Genomic DNA, 20,779 nt, shown 5'->3' on the forward strand with positions numbered 1-20,779 from the left:
GGCTAGGTCTGGGGAGCGTAGGCGATCGCTTCGATCTCGACCTTGATGTCGATCATCAACCGGGCCTCGACCGTGGTGCGGGCCGGCGGGTCTTTCGGGAAGAAGGTGGCGTAGGTCTTGTTGAAGCCGCCGAAATCGCGCGCGTCGGTGATGATGACGAAGGTCTTCACCACCTGGTCCATGGTGCAGCCGGCCAGCGCCAGGGCGGCCTTGACGTTTTCGAGCGTCTGCTTCGTCTGCGCCTCGATGCCGCCGGCCACGACGGTGCCGGTGGAATCGGTCGGCACCTGGCCCGAGACATAGACGAAATCGCCGGCGCGCACCGCCGGCGACAGCGGCACATGCGATGCCCCATAGACGATCTTCAATTTGCTCATGTAACAAGCCCCTTCTGCCATGTGGAACGCCCGCGCGCGGGGGATAGATCCGCGCCGTGCAGCGGCGGCAAGCTAAAGGAATTCGCCTGCATTATCGACAGGAAAGCAGCAAAATCAGGCGTCGCACCCGTTGCTTTGTCCACCGATCCGGTCGAGCCTGACTGGACATGGAGGAACGGTGATGTTCGGTCTGGAAGACAAGCATGTGGTGATCAGCGGCGCGGGCGGCGGCATCGGCCGGTCCCTCGTTTCCGCCTTTCTGGCGGCCGGCGCGCGGGTGACCGCCTGCGACCGTGACGCGGCGCTGCTGGAATCCCTCGAAGGCGTGGTGAAGTTCGTCTTCGAGCTGACCGATGCCGACGAGACGGCGCGCGCGGTGGCGACCATCGTTTCCGAGCAGGGAACTCCGGACGTTCTCGTCAGCAATGCCGGCTATACCCGCGCCGAGACGATGGACGCCGTCGACCAGCAGTCCTGGAACCAGGAAGTCGACATCAACCTGACCGGCAGCTTCAACCTGATCGATCCGACCCTGAAGGCGATGATCGCCAATGGCGGCGGCGCGATCGTCATGACCTCCACGGTCAATGCGCTCGCCCATTACGGCAACCCGGCCTATGCCGCGGCCAAGGCCGGCCTCGTCGCCTATATGCGATCGATCGCGGTGGAAAACGGCCGCGACAACATCCGCGCCAACTGCATCTGCCCGGGCTCGGTGCGCACGCCGGCCTGGGATCACCGCATGGAGAAGGATCCGAGCCTTCTGACCAAGGTGGTGCAGCATTATCCGCTGGGCCGGCTGACGACGCCCGCCGACGTCGCCAACGCCGCCGTCTTCCTGGCCTCGCCGCTGGCCGGCGCGATCACCGGCGTGGCGCTCCCCGTCGATGCCGGACTGACGGCAGGCAATCTGCGCTTCATCCGCGACGTATTCTGACGGACCGGAGCCTTCATCAACATCCATTCGCCGGCCGGCGACATGGCGAGGACATCATGCCGAGACATATCGATACGCTCCAGACCCCCTGCGTCCTGGTCGATCTCGACCGGGCTGACGCCAATCTCCAGAAGGCGCAGGATTTCGCCGATGAACACGGCGTCCGCCTGCGGCCGCACATCAAGACCCACAAGCTGCCCTTCTTCGCCAAGCGCCAGCTCGAACTCGGCGCCATCGGCATCACCTGCCAGAAGCTCGGCGAGGCCGAGGTCATGGCCGACGCGGGCATCGAGGATATCTTCCTGCCCTACAACATCCTGGCGCCGGAAAAGCTCTACCGTCTGAAGCAACTGGCCGACCGCGTGACGCTCGCCGTCACCGCCGACAGCGCCTTCGTGGTCGAAGGCTATGCCGAGACCTTCGCCGACAGCCCTGACGCGCCGCTCTCCGTGCTGGTCGAGTGCGACACCGGCGCCGGCCGCTGCGGCGTGCAGACGCCCGATGATGCGGTCGCCCTCGCCCGCCTGATCGCCAGCAAGCGGGGCCTCGTCTTCGGCGGGCTCATGACCTATCCGCCGGCCGGCGACGCCGCGGGCGCGCGCAAATGGCTGGAAGAGGCCGCGGAGAAGCTGGCCGCCGCCGGCCTGCCCGCCAGGACGATATCGACCGGCGGCACGCCCGACATCTGGCGCGCCCATGAGACGACGATCGCCACCGAATACCGCCCGGGCACCTACATCTATTACGATCGCTCGCTGGTTTCGCGCGGCGTGGCGACCGTCGAGGATTGCGCGCTCAACGTGCTCGTCACCGTCGTCAGCCGCCCGACCGAAGATCGCGCCATCATCGACGCCGGCTCCAAGGCGCTGACCAGCGACCTGCTGGGCCAGAACGGCTACGGCATGGTGCTCGGCTATCCCGACGCGGTGATCTACGGCCTCAGCGAGGAACATGGCAATATCGACTTCTCGGCCTCGGCGGAGAAGCCGGAGATCGGCGAGCGCCTGCGCATCCTGCCCAACCACGCCTGCCCCGTCTCGAACCTGTTCGATCACGTCAATCTGGTATCGGGCGACCACGTCGTCGAAACCATCGCCGTCGCGGCGCGCGGCCGGGTCGACTGAACCGGAAATGACCTGGCGACGCCCCGGCCACGGCCGGGGCAGGACACGGACGCCGCTACTCGCCCTCGGCGACGTAGGCCTGCAACCGCGCGGTTTCGGCCGACATGCGGTTGCGCAGGTCGATCAGGAAAGAGAGATTGTGGTGGATCTCCTCGATCCGGCGATCGCCGCGAACGAGGATCCGCTCCGCATCCGCCAGAATGGCCACGTCGCGGGCATTGTCGTCGGACTCGCCTTCGATCATGTCGCCATAGAGAAATGCCGCGCGGGCGCGGGCATCCTCGATCCGGGCCGTCAGGCCCGCCAGTTCCTGCTCGACCTCGCCGATGACCTTGAGAATGGAGTTCTGCACCAAGGTTAGACGCTCGACGTCGCTGCGAACATCGCGTTCCTTGGAGCGAAATCGGGGAAACAGCACTGACCTTCTCCGGTAGCGTTCAAGGTTACGGACATATTCCTCGAATCGTTGAATATAATAATGCCGCATCGCTTTCTGATGAGCGAGCCCGAAACGACCAGGACGACCCGTTGGGCGGCCCTTGCGACAGGGTTTTGCAGCCCTGGCGGAAAGGCCGAGACCAATCCGCGTGCCGATGGCGCTTCCCGTATTCCACATCTTTGGACCGTCGCAGGATGCAACGATCTCCGGTGCGGCTCCGGCCGGGCGCAAGACGAAGGGATCCATACGGCCCTGCAAGGGGCCAGCCGCTACATAGGCACTGGATATCCTGACCGCTTTCGCTAGAACCGGTCGGGAGATCGACAGTGCGCTTACGTGCCGATCCAGAACATGGTGACCGGCAATGCTCAGAGTCTTCTTCGCACTACTGACAGGCCTCTGGCTGACGCTGGGGATCGTGGGTGCATCAGCGCAGGAAGCCCCGCCACCGGGCGTGGGCGGCGAACTCGTCATCGGCACCAAGCAGGCCGCGCCTTTCGCGATCAAGGGCGCCGATGGGGTCTGGACCGGCATCAGCATCGACCTCTGGCAGCGCATTGCCGAAAAGCTCGGCCTCAAATACCGCCTCGTCGAGGAGCGGACCGTGGAAGCGCTGATCGAGGGCACGGCTTCCGGCAAATATGACGCCGCCGTCGCGGCGCTGACGATCACCGGCCCGCGCGCCGAGATCCTCGATTTCAGCCAACCCTTCTATCGCACGGGCCTCGGCATCGCCGTCTCGCTGACCGAGGGGTCGCGCTGGACGGTGATCCTGCGCTCCATGATGTCGCTCGGCTTCCTGCAGGCCGTCGGCGCCTTGATCGGCCTGGCGCTGCTGGTCGGTTTCCTGATCTGGGTCTTCGAGAGGCGCCGCAACGAGCATTTCGGAGGGGCGCGTGGCATCGGGGCGTCGATCTGGTGGTCGGCCGAGGCAATGACGCAGGCCAGCACGGGCGTCCACACGCCGATCACCCTGGCGGGACGGTCGCTCGCCATTCTCTGGATGGCCGTCTCGATCATCGCGATCGCCGTGTTCACGGCCGGCGTGACCTCCGCGCTGACCACCAGCGCCCTGCAAGGCATCGTCACCAATGTGAACGACCTGGCGTCGGTCCGGGTCGGCGCCATTTCCGATAGTTCCAGCGTCGATTATCTCAACAACCAGCGCATCAAATATAGAGGCTACGCCTCCGCCGAGGACGGCCTCAAGGCGCTGAAGGCCGGCGAGATCGACGCCTTCGTCTATGACAAGCCGCTGCTGGCTTGGATTGTCCTGCAGCAATATTCGTCATCGATTCAGGTGCTGGACATCGTCTTCGACCCGCAGAACTACGGCATTGGCCTGCCGCTCGGCAGCCCGTTGCGCAAGAACATCGACGTCACCCTGCTCGACAACGTCCACAGCGATTGGTGGAAGCAGACGCTGTTCAGCTATCTGGGCGAGCGCTGAGAGAAACGTCGGAGGGCGGCATGCGCCCGGCGGGAAGCCGGTCGATCCGGGCGGCGGCGAAGCGCCCCCGCCCCCACCGGACCGGCTGAAGCCAGAAACCCGAGAAACGGCGCGCCGGGGGACAGCCGCACCTCGAGGAGGGCATCGAATACAGAGGGCGGTTCCGGCCGCGACCGCGACGCCGCCGCCCGCTTCGCGCGCCAAAACGGCGCTCCGCTCAGCCCTTGGTGTGTCCGGTCTCTTCCATCATGTGCTCGACGGCCATGATCGCGTTCTCGAGATCCGAAATCTTGCGCAGGGCGCCATCGGTCGGCAGGCCGCCGGCATCGACCGCCTGGGTGATCAGCTTCTGCTGCGCTTCGACCAGACGAGCCCGCAGTGCCACAAGCTTCTTGTTCATCAATAAGTATCCTTCGTTCCGACCGACATATGACTGTTTTGCGGGAGGCATCGACACGAAAATCCGTCAGCAGTCGATGCGACGCAATCGCCCAACTTGTTGTGGATGAGGGAGAATGGCCCAAGACGGTTCCATACCACCGCTTGACCGAATCTCGAAGGAGGCAGATTCTTTATTCTGGTTCTTCTCGACAGGGTGGTCGGAATATGTCGCGACGAATTTTTCTCACAGCAGCCTTGGATCGCCTGGTGGACGAGGGTCAGATCGGCCGACGCTCCAACGCGCACCGCATCATCAAGATGGTGATCGAGAGCGGCGTCACGGCACTCGACGAAGATCAGCGCCAGATCTACGACAGCGAGCTCATTCCCAAGATCGAACAGGTTCAGATCCTCAACCATTCCGGCACCCGTCATTGATACGATCCCTTACGATCGGGTCGATGCCGTCTGTACTTTCATCGCTTTGAACGCCATACTTGTAGCACCACTGGCATGGAGGCCTCGGCTGCCAGTGGCTGAGAGAGACTTGCGCTCCCGCCTGCCCCAGAGGAGGAACGCCAATGATCTCCGATCGCGAAAAGCAGGCGATGGAATGCCTGGAACTCGCCGCCCAAGCTGACGATCCCGCCGTCCAGAAGTCCCTGCGACAGGCCGCCGACGCCTTGCTTTTCAACAACTTGACCGAGCCATCGATCCTGTCGCCCGGAAGCCCCTCGGCCCCGCAGGCCGAAGCGGACTGATCGCCTCCGCAGGCTGCGGGCTTTCCCGCGTGTGAAGAGCCCGCCTTCTCGGCATCCCGCCTAGTTGGTGGCGAAGCAATAGAGCAGTCCGGCGCCGCCTGTGCTCTGCAAGGCCGCCTGGTTGCACCCGCCCCGCGACAGATGCGACGAGTTCCAGGATTTCATCGGCGCGCTGTCGTTGAGGCCGACCCGGTCGTGATGGCCGAGCATGGCCGCGCCATCCACGCCGCCCTTCGTCCAGTTGCCGCATGTCTTGTCCTCGCCGGGCGGAAAGGCGGTGCCATCCGGCTGGCTGCCGGTGAGGATGTCGTGCCGGTTCGGCGTATCGCCACGGCCGTTCACCGTCGCCCCGGTTTCGGTCAGCGCGGTCTGCTTGTTCAGATTGTTGCCGTCGCTGTGCAGCTCTGCGACGTCCTTGGCGATGACGACACCCCTGGCGTTCTGCCAGGGGCCCTTTCCGATGCGGTCGCGCGCATTCACCGCCGGCGCGCCATCGGATTCCTGCGTCGAGAGATAGGCATGCCAGGCGCGCTTGCCGGCGCCGACCTTGGTGGCAAGCGTCTGGCAGATCGTGTCGGCCCCGTCGAGCCCGCCGAGATCCGCGCCTTGGACCGAGCCGGCGCTCGTGACGAAGAAGGTCATGCGGCTGGCGTCCTGCGCCTTGGCGGGGACCGCAAGCGCCAGGGTCGCGATCGATGCAGCCAGCGCCAGGGATGCGTATCTCATGTCGATCTCCTCTCATGCCCGTATCGTCCGCAACGCACGGATGCGCCACCCGTTCCGATATAGGTGGCGTGGTGGGCCCGACGAGAGCGCGAAAGACTAGCCGGCGGCCCGCGCGGGGACGCTGGCGCGCAGGGCGTTGCGCTCGGCGCGCGGCGTGCGGCCGAAATGCTCGACATAGCTTTTCGAGAAATGCGAGGCCGAGACGAAGCCGCATTCGACGGCGATGGCGAGGATCGGCCGGCTGGTCTGGCGCAGCAACTCGCGCGAGCGCTCCAGCCGGATCGTCAGATAGTGCCGGGTCGGCGAGCGGCCTAGATATTTGTGAAACAGCCGCTCCAGCTGCCGCGTCGAGCACCCGGCCTTGGCCGCCAGTTCCTGGCAGGTGAGCGGCCGCTCGATCGCCTGCTCCATCAGCGCCACCACGGCGAGCAGCCTTGGATGGGCGACGCCGAGCCGGACGCGCAGGTCCATGCGCTGCCGCTCGGCCGCATCGCGGACACGGTGATGGATGAGCTGGTCGGTGACCTCGGCGGCGATGTCGGCGCCGTGATGGCCGGCGATCAGCGACAGCATCATGTCGACCGCCGCCGTCCCGCCGGCGCAGGTGAAGCGGCTGCGGTCGATCTCGAACAGCTCCTGGCTCAGGTCGAGATCAGGAAACTCCGAGGCCAGGCTGGAGAAATTCTCCCAGTGGATCGTCGCCGCATACCCCTCCAGCAGGCCGGCCTTGGCGAGCACATAGGTCCCGGTGCAGACCGCGCCGATACCGACGCCGAACGAGGCCAGCCGGCGCAGCGCCGCCATCAGCTCGCGACGATTGTGGGTCTGGACATCCAGCCCGGCGCAAACGATCGCCGCCACGAGCCCGCCCGCTTCCGCATAGGCGCCATCGACCGCGACGGCGACGCCGTTCGAAGCCTCGATCACTAGGCCATCGGGCGAATAGAGCCGCCATTCATACAGCGCCCGCCCGGCGGCGCGGTTGGCCAGCCGCAGCGGCTCGATCGCCGAGGTGAAGGCGATCATCGAGAACTGCGGCACCAGCATGAAGCCATAGATGCGCGGGGGCTCGGCGACCGGCATCAGCGACACGGGCATCGTCGATCTCCCGACCGGCTTCTGCATGGCGATTTCCCTGCCGGCTGCCTGATGCTCTCACGTCTTGACGGATCCGAAATCGATGATCCGCGCCCTCGGGAACGGCGTCAATACACTCTGGAATCGGACCAGCTCAAAGGAAGGTGGCGCGCCGTCGCAAAACCTCAAATTCGCGTCGCTGTCGCACCAGATCGGCCGCTGGCTTCGCGCCAAGCTCGGTTGGTAATCGGGGTTCCCCATGCGCCGTTTCTCGCTCAAATCGCTGATCTCGGAAGCCTTCAACGCCCACCAGGGCTGGGAGCGGCAATGGCGCGCGCCCGAGCCGAAGGCGGCCTATGACGCGGTCATTGTCGGCGGCGGCGGCCATGGCCTCGCCACCGCCTATTACCTCGCGAAAGAACACGGCCTCACCAATATCGCGGTGATCGAGAAGGGCTGGCTCGGCGGCGGCAATACCGGCCGCAACACGACGATCATCCGCTCCAACTATCTCTATGAGGAGAGCGAGGGGATCTACGAGCATGCGATGAAGCTCTGGGCCGGGCTGTCGCAGGAGCTCAACTACAACGTCATGTATTCGCAGCGCGGCGTGCTGATGCTGGCGCATAACAGCCACGACGTGCAGAGCTTCAAGCGCCATGTCTATGCCAACCGGCTGGCCGGCATCGACAATGAATGGCTGACGCCGGACGAGGCCAAGGAATTCTGCCCGCCGCTCAACATCTCGCCCACCCTGCGCTATCCGATCGTCGGCGCGGCCCTGCAGCGGCGCGGCGGCGTGGCGCGGCATGACGCGGTCGCCTGGGGCTATGCGCGCGGCGCCGATGCGATGGGCGTCGACATCATCCAGAATTGCGAGGTCACCGGCTTCCGCAGAGACGCTGCCGGCGCGATCGCCGGCGTCGAGACCTCGAAGGGCTTCATCGCCACAAAGCGCGTCGGCGTCGTCGCCGCGGGCCATACCAGCGTGGTGATGGCGCGCGCCGGGCTGCGCATGCCGCTCGAAAGCTTCCCGCTGCAGGCGCTGGTTTCCGAGCCGGTGAAGCCGGTCTTTCCCTGCGTGGTGATGTCGAACGCCGTGCACGCCTACATCTCGCAATCCGATAAGGGCGAACTGGTGATCGGCGCCGGCACCGACCAGTACATCTCCTACAGCCAGCAGGGCGGGCTGCACGTTCCGATCCATACGCTGGACGCGATCTGCGAGCTGTTCCCGCAATTCTCGCGGATGCGGATGCTGCGGAGCTGGGGCGGCATCGTCGACGTGACGCCGGATCGCTCGCCGATCATCGGCAAGACGCCGATCCCCGGCCTCTACGTCAATTGCGGCTGGGGCACGGGCGGCTTCAAGGCGACGCCCGGCTCCGGCAACGTCTTCGCCTGGACCATCGCCAAGGGCGAACCGCACCCGATCAACGCCCCCTTCACCCTCGATCGCTTCCGCACCGGACGGCTGATCGACGAAGCGGCCGCCGCCGCCGTAGCACACTAGAGCAGGATGCAAACCTTGAAAGACCAGCGCCATTCTTCACCTCTCCCTGAGGGAGAGGTCGACGGCCATAGGCCGGCGGGTGAGGGTTTACGGCCTTACCGGATGGTTCCCTAAACCCTCACCCGGCTCTTCGAGCCGACCTCTCCCTCCGGGAGAGGTGAAGCGTCAGTTCCCACCCTCAAGAGGGGCCCGAAGATGCTGCTCATCCCCTGCCCCTATTGCGGCGACCGGCCGGAGATCGAATTTCGCGGCGGCGGCGAGGCCCATATCGCCCGCCCCCGCGATCCTCAGGCAGTTGACGATCAGGCCTGGGCCGAATTCCTGTTCTACCGGACCAATCCGAAGGGCCTGATGGCCGAGCGCTGGAACCATGCGCATGGCTGCCAGCGCTGGTTCAATGCGCTGCGCGACACGGTGAGCGACCGCATCCTGGAGAGCTACAGGATGGGCGAAAAGCCGTCTGGCGGAGGGAGCTCCTGATGGCCGGCCGCAACCGCCTGCCCCGGGGTGGCCGCGTCGACCGGTCGAAGTCGGTCTCGATCGCCTTCAATGGCAGGACGCTGGCCGGTTTTGCCGGCGATACCGTCGCCTCGCTGCTGATCGCGCATGACATCCATTTCGTCGGCCGCTCGTTCAAATATCACCGGCCGCGCGGCTTTCTCAGCCATGGCTCGGACGAGCCGAACGCGCTGCTTTCGGTCGATCGCGGCCCCGGCAAGATCGACCCGAACAACCGCGCCACGGTGGCGGAAGCCCGCGAAGGTCTCGTCACCCACTCGCAGAACCATTGGCCGTCGCTCGACTTCGACGTCGGCGCGATCAACGACGTGCTGTCGCCCGTCTTCGTCGCCGGCTTCTACTACAAGACCTTCATGTGGCCGCGCAGGTTCTGGGACAGCGTCTACGAACCGAAGATCCGGGCCGCCGCCGGTCTCGGCCGGGCGCCGACCGAGCCGGATGCCGACCGCTACGCCAACCGCCACGCCCATTGCGACGTGCTGGTGGTCGGCGCCGGCCCGGCAGGCCTCGCCGCGGCGCTCGCCGCCTCGGAGACGGGCAAGCGCATCTTCCTCGCCGACGAGCAGGCGGAGATGGGCGGCACGCTGCTGCACGACCGGACCTCGATGATCGACGGCAAGCCGGCGCAGGATTGGGTGGCGGAAGCGCTCGCCGAATTGCGGGCGCGAGGCAACGTCACGCTGCTGCCGCGCACCACCGCCTTTGGCTATTACAACCACAACCACATCGCGCTTGCCGAACGCATCACCGACCATCTCGCCGACGCCCCCGCTCACATGCCGCGCGAAAGGCTTTGGCAGATCCGCGCCGCCGAGGTGGTGCTGGCGACCGGCGCGCATGAGCGGCCGCTGGTCTTCGCGGACAATGACCGCCCGGGCATCCTGCTGGCGGAAAGCGTGCGCGCCTTCATCAACCGCTATGCCGTTGCCCCCGGCCGCAGGATCGTCTTCGTCACCAATGGCGCCTCGGCCTATGCGGCGGCGCTCGACGCGGCCGATGCCGGGCTCGACGTGACGCTGGTCGATATCCGGCCCGAGGGTGATTGCGGGCCGGAACTGGCCGCGCTGCGAGCAAAGGGCGTAACGGCCTTGACCGGCCACACCGTCCTGGCCGCGACCGGCACCAGGCGCGTCACCGGCCTCGCCGTCGCGCCGGTGTCCCCGGAAGGCAAGATCGGCGCGCGGAAAATCCTTGCCGCCGATTGCGTCGGCATGTCGGGCGGCTGGACACCCTCGGTGCATCTGTTCTCGCAATCGCGCGGCAAGCTGCGCTTCGACCCGGCGCTCGATGCCTTCGTCCCGGATCAACCGGTCCAGGCAACCCGCTCGGCCGGCGCTGCCAACGGCCGCTACGATCTCAGCGAGATCCTTGCCGAAGGCTTTGCCGCCGGCAGCGCCGCCGCGGGCGACAGCGCCACCCGCACCTTCGCGGCCACGCCAACGCCGACCGGCTTCTTGCCGGTTCGCGCGCTGCCCACCGATGCGGATCCCGCTCGCATCAAGGCCTTCATCGATTTCCAGAACGACGTGACCGCGAAAGATATCCACCTCGCCGTCCGCGAGGGCTTCGAATCCGTCGAGCATGTCAAGCGTTACACCACGACAGGCATGGCGACGGACCAGGGCAAGAGTTCGAACATGAACGCGCTCGGCCTCGTGGCCGGCATCCTGGACAAGCCCCTGCCGACGGTCGGCACCACCACCTTCCGCCCGCCCTACACGCCCGTCACCTTCGGCACGCTAATCGGCCCGTCGCGCGATGCGCTGTTCGACCCTGCGCGCAAGACGCCGATCCATGGCTGGGCCGAGGAACAGGGCGCGCGGTTCGAGGATGTCGGGCTCTGGAAGCGCGCCTGGTATTTTCCACGCGGCGACGAGGACATGCGCGAGGCGGTGGCGCGCGAATGCGCGGCTGTGCGCGAGCATGTCGGCATCTTCGACGCCAGCACGCTGGGCAAGATCGAGGTCGTCGGCCCCGATGCGGCCGAGTTCATGAACCGCATCTACGTCAATGGCTGGCTGAAGCTCGAACCTGGCCGTTGCCGCTACGGGCTGATGCTGAAGGAGGACGGCTACATCCTCGACGACGGCGTCGTCGCGCGGCTGGCGCCCGATCGCTTCCATGTCACCACCACCACCGGCGGCGCGCCGCGCGTGCTCGCCCATATGGAGGATTACCTCCAGACCGAATGGCCGGAGTTGGAAGTCTTCCTGACCTCGACCACCGAGCAGTTCGCCGTCATCGCCGTGCAGGGCCCGAAGGCGCGCGACCTGATCGCACCACTGGTCACCGGCATCGATCTCGCCAACGACGCGTTCCCGCATATGGCGGTGCGGACCGGCTTCATCTGCGGCGTGCCGACAAGGCTGTTCCGCGTCTCGTTCACCGGCGAACTCGGCTTCGAGATCAACGTGCCCGCCGATTATGGCCGCGCCATCTGGGAAGCGATCTTTGCGCGCGGCGCCGCGTTCGGGCTGACGCCCTATGGCACCGAAGCGATGCATGTGCTGCGCGCCGAGCGCGGCTTCGTCATCATCGGGCAGGAAACCGACGGAACCGTCACGCCGGACGATCTCGGCCTTGGCGGCATGATCGCCAGGACCAAGCCGGATTTCGTCGGCAAGCGCTCGCTGGCACGGCCGGACCTGGTCGCGCCCGGCCGCAAGCAACTGGTCGGCATCCTGGCCGACGACCCGACCCTCCTTCTCGACGAGGGCGCGCAGATCGTCGCCGACCGCGACCAGCCGATCCCGATCCATGCGCTCGGCCATGTAACCTCGAGCTACTGGAGCCCGGCCTGCGACCGCTCGATCGCGCTGGCGCTGGTCGAGAGCGGCCGCGCGCGCATCGGCAGCGAGGTCTTCGTGACAACGCCGAGCAGTTTCACCAAGGCGACGGTCACCGCACCATCCTTCTTCGACGCCGAAGGGAAGCGCGTCCATGCTTGAGATAGCAAAAGAGGCCGCCCGCGCCGCGGCGCTCGACCCCGACGCCGCGACCCCGGCTATCGCCCCCATGCCGCCGGCCACGCGCTTTGCGCTGCGGATGCGCCCGGAAACGGCGACAGAGATCGGCAGTGTCGCCGGTTTCCAGCTCGACCTGCCGATCAACCGCGCCAGCCTCGGCCCGCGTCTTGCGGCACGCCTCGGCCCGAACGAATGGCTGCTGATTGCTGAGGACGGCGAGACCGAGGCGATCGAGGCCGAGATCGCGTCAGCGCTTGGCGAGCGTTTCCATGCGCTGGTCGATATCAGCCACCGCAATGTCGGCCTTTCCGTGCGCGGCGCGCAGGCAGCCGACATGCTGAATGCCGGCTGCCCGCTTGACCTGTCTACGGATGCCTTGCCGGCCGGCTCGGCCACCCGCACCCTGCTCGGCAAGGCGGAAATCGTGCTGATCCACGAGGATGACGCGCCGACCTACCGGGTCGAATGCTGGCGCTCCTTCGCCCCCTATGTGCACGGCTTCCTGCAGGAAGCGGCGCGGGACTTTGATGGCGGTTGAGCGTGTCGCCTTCCGGCGAGAAGATGTCGTTCCGGCACGCATGGGACGGCAGGACGGGTAGCAGAATGAGCGGGACCCAGGGTCCGCCTTCACGAAAGCTGAGCCGATGCTCGACAGTCCCCAAACACCGCTGAAGGCGCTGATCCGCAATCGCCGGCCAGGGCACAGCCTCGATGCGCCCTTCTATGTCAGCCCCGAAATCTTCGCCGCCGACATGGAGCTGATCTTCGGCCGCCACTGGATCTATGTCGGCGTCGAGCCGGATGTGCCGGAGCCCGGCGACGCGATGACGGTCGATATCGGCCGCTATTCGGTCATCGTCGTGCGCGACGACGACATGGGGATCCAGGCGTTCCACAATGTCTGCCGCCATCGCGGCGCGCGCATCCTGCATGACGAGAAGACCACGGTCGGCAACATCGTCTGCCGCTACCACGCCTGGACCTACGACCTGTCCGGCGCGCTGATCCATGCCGAGCATATGGGCGCCGATTTCGACCGGACCTGCCACGGCCTGAAGCGCGTGCATGTCCGCTCGCTGCAAGGGCTGATCTTCCTCTGCCTCGCCGACGAGCCGCCGGAGGATTTCGACGAGATGGCGCGCGAAATGGCCCCCTATATCGCCCCGCACGACATCGCCAACACCAAGATCGCCTTCGAGAGCGACATCATCGAGCAGGGCAACTGGAAGCTCGCGATGGAGAACAATCGCGAGTGCTACCACTGTGCCGGCAATCATCCCGAACTGACCGTGCCGCTCTTCGCCTATGGCTTCGGCTTCGCGCCGGACGAGATGGACGAGCAGGACCGCGCCCAGGCCGAGCGCTATGCCTGCCTAGTGCGTGACAGCCACGCCGACTGGGAGGGAAGCGGCCTGCCCTCGCGCGAGATCGAGCGGCTCGACAGCCGCATCACCGGCTTCCGCACCGAGCGGCTGCCGCTCGACGGAACCGGCGAGGCGCATACGCTCGACACGAAACGCGCCAGCCGCAAGCTGCTCGGCCAGTTCACCCGCGCCAATCACGGCGCGCTGTCGTTCTGGACGCAGCCGAACTCTTGGCACCATTTCATGAGCGACCACATCGTCACCTTCTGCGTGATGCCGATCGATGCCGGCACGACGCGGGTGCGCACGAAATGGCTGGTGCACAAGGATGCGGTCGAGGGCGTCGATTACGATCTCGCCAACCTGACCGAGGTTTGGAGCGCCACCAACGCGCAGGACAGCGCCCTGGTCGGCTATGCCCAACAGGGCGCGCGCAGCCCCGCCTACGAGCCCGGCCCCTACTCGCCGCACACCGAATTCCTCGTCGAGAAATTCTGTCGCTGGTATGTCGGCCGCATGGCCGCGCATCTCGGGCGGTGACGATGGCGGATGGCAATGGCGCCCTGCTGCAGGACCCGGTCGCCCGCCTTCTGGAGGGCGGCCCGGTCTGGACCGGCGAAAGCGACGACATCCTCGTCTGCCGCGCCGTCCGCGATGAGACGCATGACGTCAAGACGTTCCTGCTCGCGCCCCGCCTGCCGCATCGCTTCGCCTATCGGCCCGGCCAGTTCCTGACCTTCGAGTTCGACATCGACGGCGAGGCAATCCATCGCTGCTACACAATCGCCTCGGCACCGACCCGCCCCCACCTCATCTCGATCACCGTCAAGCGCGTGCCCGGCGGCCCGGTCTCGAACTGGCTGCACGATCATCTGAAGCCCGGCGCGACCGTCAAGGCGATCGGCCCGATGGGCGAGTTCAGCTGCCTGAACCATCCGGCGGAGACATACCTGTTCCTGTCCGGCGGCAGCGGCATCACCCCCCTGATGTCGATGGCGCGCACCTTCCACGACCTCGCCGAGCCGCGTGACATCGTCTTCGTCCACGCCGCCCGCTCGCCCGCCGACATCATCTTCCGCAGCGAACTGGAGACGATGGCGCGGCAGTCGAAAAGCTTCCGCTTCGCCGCGGTCTGCGAGGGCGACAGCGGCAGCGAAGCCTGGGGCGGCTATCGCGGCCGGCTGACGTTACCCATGCTGCACCTCATGGCTAACGACTGGTTAACACGCGAGATCTTCGTCTGCGGCCCGGCGCCCTTCATGGCAGCAGTCCGCGCCATGCTCGCCGAGGCCGGCTTCGAAATGACCCGTCATCACGAGGAAAGCTTTGATTTCGCGAAACTTTCCGGCGCCGAGCAGGAGGCCGTGCTCGAAGCCGAGGCCGCCATGCCGGTCAGAAAAGTCTATCGCGTCGAGTTTTCGAAGACCCGCCGCATCATCGACTGTCCGGAAGGCGTTCCGGTGCTCGAAGCCGCCCGCCGCGCCGGTGTCCGCCTGCCCTCCTCCTGCACCAAGGGCCTGTGCGGCACCTGCAAGTCGAAGCTCGTCTCCGGCACGGTCGAGTTGAAGCACCAGGGCGGCATCCGCCAGCGCGAAATCGACGCCGGCATGACGCTGCTCTGCTGCGCCAGGCCGACCAGCGACCTGGTGGTCGAGCGATGAGAGAGATGAGGGAGCCGGAATCCGGGGGATCCATGAGCGCGCTGCACGACAAGAGCCTCGTCATCGACGGGTTGATCATCTCGAAATGGGACCGCTCCGTTTTCGAAGACATGCGAAAAGGCGGGATTTCGGCCGCGAATTGCACCGTCTCGGTCTGGGAAGGGTTCCAGGCGACCGTCGACAACATCGCCATCATGAAGCGGGAGATCCGCGACAATGCCGATATCCTGACGCTGATCCGCTCAGCCGACGACATTGTAAGGGCGAAGGAGGACGGCAAGACCGGCATCATTCTCGGCTTCCAGAACGCCGCCGCCTTCGAGGACAATCTCGGCTATGTCGAGGCCTTCGCCGACCAGGGCGTGCGCGTCGTACAGCTTTGCTACAACACGCAAAACCTGATCGGCACCGGCTGCTACGAGCGCGATGGCGGCCTCTCCGGCTATGGCCGCGAAGTCGTCGCCGAGATGAACCGCGTGGGCATCTTGATCGACCTCTCGCATGTCGGCGCCAAGACGTCGGAAGAGACGATCCTCGAGTCGAAGAAGCCCGTCACCTATTCGCACTGCCTGCCCTCGGGGCTGAAGGCGCATCCGCGCAACAAGAGCGACGAGCAGCTGAAATTCATCGCCGATCATGGCGGCTTCGTCGGCGTCACCATGTTCCCGCCCTTCCTGAAGCGAGGCACCGAGGCGACGGTCGACGATTATGTCGAGGCGATCGACTACGTCGCCAACATCGTCGGCGAGGACAATGTCGGCGTCGGCACGGATTTCACGCAAGGCTATGACCGCGCCTTCTTCGACTGGATCACGCACGACAAGGGCCGCCACCGTCGCCTGACCGATTTCGGCACCGTGCTGAACCCGGAAGGCATCCGCACCATCGGCGAATGGCCGAACCTGACAACGGCGATGGAAAAGGCCGACTGGAGCGCGTCCCGGATCGAGAAGATCATCGGCGGCAACTGGCTGCGGACCTTCCGAACCGTCTGGGGCGCATGATGCAGCCGCTTTTGCCGATCGAGGTCGACGAGGAGACCGGCGTCTGGAGCACAGACGGCCTGCCGATGCTCTATGTGCCGCGCCACTTCTTCACCAACAACCACCTCGCGGTCGAAGCCGCGCTTGGCCGCGAGCGCTATGCCGAGATCCTCTATCCGGCCGGCTACAAATCGGCGTTCTTCTGGTGCGACAACGAGGCGAAGACGCATGGCCTCGCGGGTCTCGCGGTGTTCGAGCACTATCTGAAGCGCCTGTCGCAGCGCGGCTGGGGCCAGTTCGCCTTCCTCTCCGCCGATGTCGACGCCGGCGAGGCCGAGATCGCGCTCTGGCATTCCTCCTTCGTGCTGCAGCAGCCGGGCGTCAGGGGCCGGCTCTGCTACATGTTCGAAGGCTGGTTCGCCGGCGCGATGGACTGGGTAGGCCAAAGCGAGGGCCGCGACTACCGGACGGTCAGTCGCGAGACCCAATGCGCCGCCGAGGGCCATGCGCATTGCACCTTCCGCATCACGCCGATGGCCGCCTGATGCGCTACCCGCATCTGCTCTCGCCGATCACGCTCAACCAGGTCACGATCCGCAACCGCGTCGTCTCGACAGCGCATGCCGAGGTCTATGCCGAACCGGGCGGCCTGCCGGGCGATCGCTACATCCGCTATTACGAGGAAAAGGCCAGGGGAGGCCTCGGCCTGGCGATCTGCGGCGGCTCCAGCCCGGTCTCGATCGACAGTCCGCAGGGCTGGTGGAAATCGGTCAATCTCTCCACCGATGCCGTCATCGATCCGCTCGCCCGGCTGGCCGAGACGATGCACCGGCATGGCGCGAAGATCATGATCCAGGCGACCCATATGGGGCGCCGCTCCTCCTATCATTGCGAGCACTGGCCGCATCTGATGACGCCTTCCGGCATCCGCGAACCGGTGCATCGCGGCAATGCCAAGATCATCGAAATCGAGGAAATCCGCCGCATCGTCGGCGATTTCGCCAGAGCTGCGAAGCGCGTCCAGGCCGCCGGTCTCGACGGCATCGAGATCTCGGCGGCGCACCAGCACCTGATCGACCAGTTCTGGAGCCCGCGCACCAATCACCGCAGCGACGAATTCGGCGGCAGCCTCGAAAACCGGATGCGCTTCGGCATCGAGGTGCTGACGGCGGTTCGTGAAGCGGTCGGTGCGGATTTCTGCGTGGGCCTGCGCATGTGCGGCGACGAGTTCCACGAGGACGGGCTCGACCACGAGACACTGAAGCAGATCGCGCAGGCGATGAGCGAGACGCAGCTGATCGATTATCTGAGCGTCATCGGCTCCGGCGCGGATACGCACAACACGCTGGCAAACTGCATGCCGCCCATGGCGCTGCCGCCGGAACCCTTCGTGCATCTCGCCGCCGGCATCAAATCCGTGGTCACGATTCCGGTGATGCATGCGCAGAGCATCCGCGACGCCGGACAGGCCGAGCGAATCCTCGCCGGCGGCATGGTCGATCTGGTCGGTATGACGCGGGCGCAGATCGCCGATCCGCATATGGTCGAGAAGATTCGCGACGGTCGCGAGGACGAGATCAAGCAATGCGTCGGCGCGAATTACTGCATCGACAGGCAGTATAATGGCCATGACGTGCTCTGCATCTCGAACGCCGCGACCTCGCGCGAAGCGACCATGCCGCATGTCATCGCCCGCTCGACCGGCCCGATCCGCAAGGTGGTGGTGGTGGGCGGCGGGCCGGGCGGGCTGGAGGCGGCCCGCGTCGCCCGCGCCCGGGGCCATGCGGTCGTGCTGTTCGAGAAGAGCGAGGCGGTCGGTGGCCAGATAAATCTCGCCGCCAGGGCGCCGCAGCGTGAGCAGATGGCCGGCATCGTCCGCTGGTTCGACATGGAGACGAAACGCCTCGGCGTCGACCGGCGCATGGGCACGGAGGCGACCGCCGCGATGATCCTGGGCGAGCAGCCGGACATTGTCGTGCTCGCCACCGGCGGGGCGAGCCATAGCGGCGATGTCGCGGGCTGGGGCGTCGCGGACGGATTGGCGGTCAGCTCGTGGGACATACTTTCCGGCCGCGTCGAGCCGGCCAGGAACGTCCTCGTCTACGACGCCGTCAGCACCCATGCCGGCGCGGGCGTCGCCGACTATCTGGCCACCCGCGGCGGCACGGTCGAGATCGTGACGCCGGACGTGAAGATCGCCGACGATGTCGGCGGCACGACCTTCCCGATCTTCTATCGCCGCCTCTATGCGATGGATGTCGTGATGACGCCGAACCACTGGCTCGACCGCGTCTATGCAGAAGGCGACAAGAAGATCGCCGTGCTGCGCAACGAATATACAGAGGCGCTGGAGGAGCGTGCCGTCGATCAGGTCGTCATCGAGAACGGTATCCTGCCGAATGACGCGCTCTATTGGGCGTTGAAGGAAGGCTCGCTCAATCGCGGCCAGGTCGATGTCGCCCGGCTGTTCGCGGCCGAGCCGCAGCCCGCGCTTGCCGAAGACCTCTCCGGCGACCGCTATCTGCTCTACCGGGTCGGGGACTGCATCTCCCAGCACAACATCCATGGCGCGATCTACGATGCGCTGCGCCTCTGCAAGGACTTTTGACGGTGTTTCCGCTCGCCGGCGCGGTCACGATCCTGTTCTGGCTTGCCGTACTGGTCCTCATCGTCGGCCTGTGGCGGCGGGCCCGGCTGTGGCGGAAGGGCCGGAAGGCCCGCATGAACTGGCTCGGCCTGCTCGCCATCCCGAAGCGCTATTTCGTCGACCTGCATCATGTCGTGGCGCGCGATCCCTATATCGCCCGAACGCACATGGCCGTCGCGGGCGGCGCCATCGCCGCGCTGGGGCTGGTCGGCATCAATTACGGCCTGCTGCTCTATTCGCCCGGCCTCGATTGGGGGATCGCGATCGCCGCCCTCATCATGCTTTCGGGCAGCGCCTTCGTCTGGCTCCGTCGCCGCAATCCTCCGGCGCGGCTATCCCGGGGCGCCTGGAGTCGCATGCCCTACAGCCTCGCCGCCTTCGCGCTCGGGCTTGTCCTGCTCGGCGTCATCAGCGGCATGAGCCTGCCGGTTTCCGGCCTGGTTGCGGGCTTCGCGGCGCTCATCCTGCTCCTTCTTCTCGCCGGCACGGCCGAACTGGCGCTCGGTATCGGCACAGGCGGGCCGATGAAGCATGCCGTCGCCGGCCTGCTACATCTGGGGTTCCATCCCCGCCCCGAGCGCTTCACCCATCCCTCCACGGGCCTCAAGCTTCTGGACCTCCAGGAGGGCGATTTCGGCGTCGAGAAGCCGGCCGATTTCCACTGGAACCAGTTGCTTTCCTTCGACGCCTGCGTGCAGTGCGGCAAGTGCGAGGCCGCCTGCCCTGCCTTCGCCGCCGGCCAGCCGCTCAACCCGAAGAAGCTGATCCAGGATCTCGTCGTCGGCATGGCAGGCGGCAGCGATGCGGCCTATGCCGGCAGTCGCTCGCCGGGGCTCCCGATCGGCAAGCATTTTGGCGCGCCGAACGCGGCCATCCTGCCGGGTCTGGTGGCGCCGGAAACGCTCTGGTCTTGCACGACCTGCCGCGCCTGCGTGCAGGAGTGCCCGATGCTGATCGAGCATGTCGACGCCATCGTCGATCTGCGCCGCTTCGAAACGCTGGCGCATGGCGACATTCCCGGCAAGGGTCCGGAGACGCTCGCCAATCTGCGCGAGACCGGCACGGTCGGCGGCTTTCCCCATGCGGCGCGGGCCCACTGGGCGGTCGATCTCGATGTGCGACAGGCGCAGCCCGGCGAGGCGATCGACATTCTTCTCGTCGCCGGCGAAGGCGTCTTCGACATGCGCTATCAGCGCACGCTGCGCGCGCTGGTCAAATCGCTGAAGGCGGCCAAGGTCGATTTCGCCCTGCTCGGCACGCTGGAACGCGATACGGGCGACACGGCCCGCCGGCTCGGCGACGAGGCCACGTTCCAGACCCTGGCGAAGGCCAATATCGCGACCCTGGACGGGCTCGATTTCAAGCGGATCGTCACGGCCGACCCGCATGTGCTGAACAGCCTGCGCAACGAATATCCGGCGCTGGGCGGGCGCTACGCCGTGCTGCATCACACGACCCTGCTGGCGGAACTAACACGTAGCGGCGCGCTGACGCTCGGCGCTCGCGACGATACACGGCCGATCACCTATCACGACCCCTGCTATCTCGGCCGCTACAATGGCGAGATCGACGCACCGCGCGCCTTGCTCGCCGGCATGGGCGTGGCCGTGCGCGAGATGGAGCGCTCCGGCCTGCGCGGCCGCTGCTGTGGCGGTGGCGGCGGCGCGCCGCTGACGGATATACCCGGCAAGAGGCGGATACCCGATATCCGCGTCGACGATGCGCGCGAAACGGGCGCTGCCATCATCGCCGTCGCCTGCCCCAATTGCACGGCGATGCTGGAAGGCGTCGTCGGAGAGCGGCCGGAAATCCTCGATATCGCTGAACTCGTCGCCGCGTCGTTGGAAGCCTGAG

At 66.2% G+C, this 20,779-nt stretch carries 20 protein-coding genes; 15 read left to right on the forward strand and 5 right to left on the reverse strand.

Annotated features, from left to right (window positions below):
• Positions 1–2: 2 nt before the first annotated feature.
• Entirely contained in the window at positions 3–377 is a 375-nt protein-coding gene (locus OSH10_RS02425) for a RidA family protein (protein ID WP_266329920.1), read from the reverse strand.
• Between the two features lie 181 nt (positions 378–558).
• On the opposite strand from OSH10_RS02425, the gene OSH10_RS02430 reads away from it, so the two are divergent.
• Complete coding sequence (locus tag OSH10_RS02430; RefSeq protein WP_266329921.1) at positions 559–1,314, forward strand: SDR family oxidoreductase; 756 nt, start codon at positions 559–561, stop codon at positions 1,312–1,314.
• Between the two features lie 56 nt (positions 1,315–1,370).
• Positions 1,371–2,438: a D-TA family PLP-dependent enzyme gene (locus tag OSH10_RS02435; protein WP_266329922.1), complete on the forward strand. Its 1,068-nt coding sequence runs from the start codon at positions 1,371–1,373 to the stop codon at positions 2,436–2,438.
• A gap of 55 nt (positions 2,439–2,493) precedes the next feature.
• Here OSH10_RS02435 and OSH10_RS02440 read toward each other — a convergent pair whose 3' ends face one another.
• Entirely contained in the window at positions 2,494–3,123 is a 630-nt protein-coding gene (locus OSH10_RS02440; protein ID WP_266329923.1) for a hypothetical protein, read from the reverse strand.
• 118 nt (positions 3,124–3,241) lie between these two features.
• On the opposite strand from OSH10_RS02440, the gene OSH10_RS02445 reads away from it, so the two are divergent.
• Complete coding sequence (locus tag OSH10_RS02445; protein WP_266329924.1) at positions 3,242–4,327, forward strand: transporter substrate-binding domain-containing protein; 1,086 nt, start codon at positions 3,242–3,244, stop codon at positions 4,325–4,327.
• 217 nt (positions 4,328–4,544) lie between these two features.
• Here OSH10_RS02445 and OSH10_RS02450 read toward each other — a convergent pair whose 3' ends face one another.
• Entirely contained in the window at positions 4,545–4,727 is a 183-nt protein-coding gene (locus OSH10_RS02450; RefSeq protein ID WP_266329925.1) for a hypothetical protein, read from the reverse strand.
• A gap of 248 nt (positions 4,728–4,975) precedes the next feature.
• On the opposite strand from OSH10_RS02450, the gene OSH10_RS02455 reads away from it, so the two are divergent.
• Positions 4,976–5,146 carry a hypothetical protein gene (locus tag OSH10_RS02455; protein WP_266329926.1) on the forward strand — a complete coding sequence of 57 codons (171 nt, stop codon included), beginning with the start codon at positions 4,976–4,978 and terminating at the stop codon, positions 5,144–5,146.
• Positions 5,147–5,289: 143 nt separating this feature from the next.
• Positions 5,290–5,469, forward strand: coding sequence for a hypothetical protein (locus tag OSH10_RS02460; protein ID WP_266329927.1), 180 nt, complete (start codon positions 5,290–5,292; stop codon positions 5,467–5,469).
• Between the two features lie 60 nt (positions 5,470–5,529).
• On the opposite strand, the gene OSH10_RS02465 is transcribed toward OSH10_RS02460, so the two are convergent.
• Positions 5,530–6,195: a hypothetical protein gene (locus OSH10_RS02465; RefSeq protein ID WP_266329928.1), complete on the reverse strand. Its 666-nt coding sequence runs from the start codon at positions 6,193–6,195 to the stop codon at positions 5,530–5,532.
• A 96-nt stretch (positions 6,196–6,291) separates the two neighbouring features.
• Positions 6,292–7,320: a GlxA family transcriptional regulator gene (locus OSH10_RS02470; protein ID WP_323181542.1), complete on the reverse strand. Its 1,029-nt coding sequence runs from the start codon at positions 7,318–7,320 to the stop codon at positions 6,292–6,294.
• 211 nt (positions 7,321–7,531) lie between these two features.
• On the opposite strand from OSH10_RS02470, the gene OSH10_RS02475 reads away from it, so the two are divergent.
• The 10 genes from OSH10_RS02475 to OSH10_RS02520 all read left to right on the forward strand — a co-directional run bounded on the left by OSH10_RS02475 (position 7,532) and on the right by OSH10_RS02520 (position 20,778).
• Positions 7,532–8,785 (forward strand): sarcosine oxidase subunit beta family protein, encoded by a 1,254-nt coding sequence (locus OSH10_RS02475; protein ID WP_266329929.1) that lies wholly within the window; start codon positions 7,532–7,534, stop codon positions 8,783–8,785.
• A gap of 195 nt (positions 8,786–8,980) precedes the next feature.
• A complete protein-coding gene (locus OSH10_RS02480) occupies positions 8,981–9,265 on the forward strand; it encodes a sarcosine oxidase subunit delta (RefSeq protein ID WP_266329930.1) in 285 nt (94 codons plus the stop codon).
• Positions 9,265–12,252, forward strand: a complete 2,988-nt coding sequence (locus OSH10_RS02485) for a sarcosine oxidase subunit alpha family protein (protein WP_266329931.1) — start codon at positions 9,265–9,267, stop codon at positions 12,250–12,252. The genes OSH10_RS02480 and OSH10_RS02485 overlap by 1 nt, the downstream gene beginning before the upstream one ends.
• A complete protein-coding gene (locus tag OSH10_RS02490; protein ID WP_266329933.1) occupies positions 12,245–12,808 on the forward strand; it encodes a sarcosine oxidase subunit gamma in 564 nt (187 codons plus the stop codon). The genes OSH10_RS02485 and OSH10_RS02490 overlap by 8 nt, the downstream gene beginning before the upstream one ends.
• Positions 12,809–12,914: 106 nt before the next feature.
• A complete protein-coding gene (locus tag OSH10_RS02495; RefSeq protein WP_266329934.1) occupies positions 12,915–14,174 on the forward strand; it encodes an aromatic ring-hydroxylating oxygenase subunit alpha in 1,260 nt (419 codons plus the stop codon).
• A 2-nt stretch (positions 14,175–14,176) separates the two neighbouring features.
• Entirely contained in the window at positions 14,177–15,295 is a 1,119-nt protein-coding gene (locus OSH10_RS02500; protein WP_266329935.1) for a hybrid-cluster NAD(P)-dependent oxidoreductase, read from the forward strand.
• A gap of 32 nt (positions 15,296–15,327) precedes the next feature.
• The gene (locus tag OSH10_RS02505; RefSeq protein WP_266329936.1) at positions 15,328–16,299 is read left to right on the forward strand and encodes a dipeptidase; all 972 of its coding nucleotides are present in this window, start codon (positions 15,328–15,330) and stop codon (positions 16,297–16,299) included.
• The gene (locus OSH10_RS02510; protein ID WP_266329937.1) at positions 16,299–16,823 is read left to right on the forward strand and encodes a DUF5943 domain-containing protein; all 525 of its coding nucleotides are present in this window, start codon (positions 16,299–16,301) and stop codon (positions 16,821–16,823) included. The genes OSH10_RS02505 and OSH10_RS02510 overlap by 1 nt, the downstream gene beginning before the upstream one ends.
• Positions 16,823–18,886 (forward strand): NADH:flavin oxidoreductase, encoded by a 2,064-nt coding sequence (locus OSH10_RS02515; RefSeq protein WP_266330372.1) that lies wholly within the window; start codon positions 16,823–16,825, stop codon positions 18,884–18,886. Before OSH10_RS02510 ends, OSH10_RS02515 begins: the two co-directional genes overlap by 1 nt.
• Positions 18,883–20,778 (forward strand): (Fe-S)-binding protein, encoded by a 1,896-nt coding sequence (locus OSH10_RS02520; protein ID WP_407660649.1) that lies wholly within the window; start codon positions 18,883–18,885, stop codon positions 20,776–20,778. The genes OSH10_RS02515 and OSH10_RS02520 overlap by 4 nt, the downstream gene beginning before the upstream one ends.
• Position 20,779 lies beyond the last annotated feature (1 nt).

This window comes from Kaistia defluvii, assembly GCF_026343955.1.
Lineage (GTDB): Bacteria > Pseudomonadota > Alphaproteobacteria > Rhizobiales > Kaistiaceae > Kaistia > Kaistia defluvii.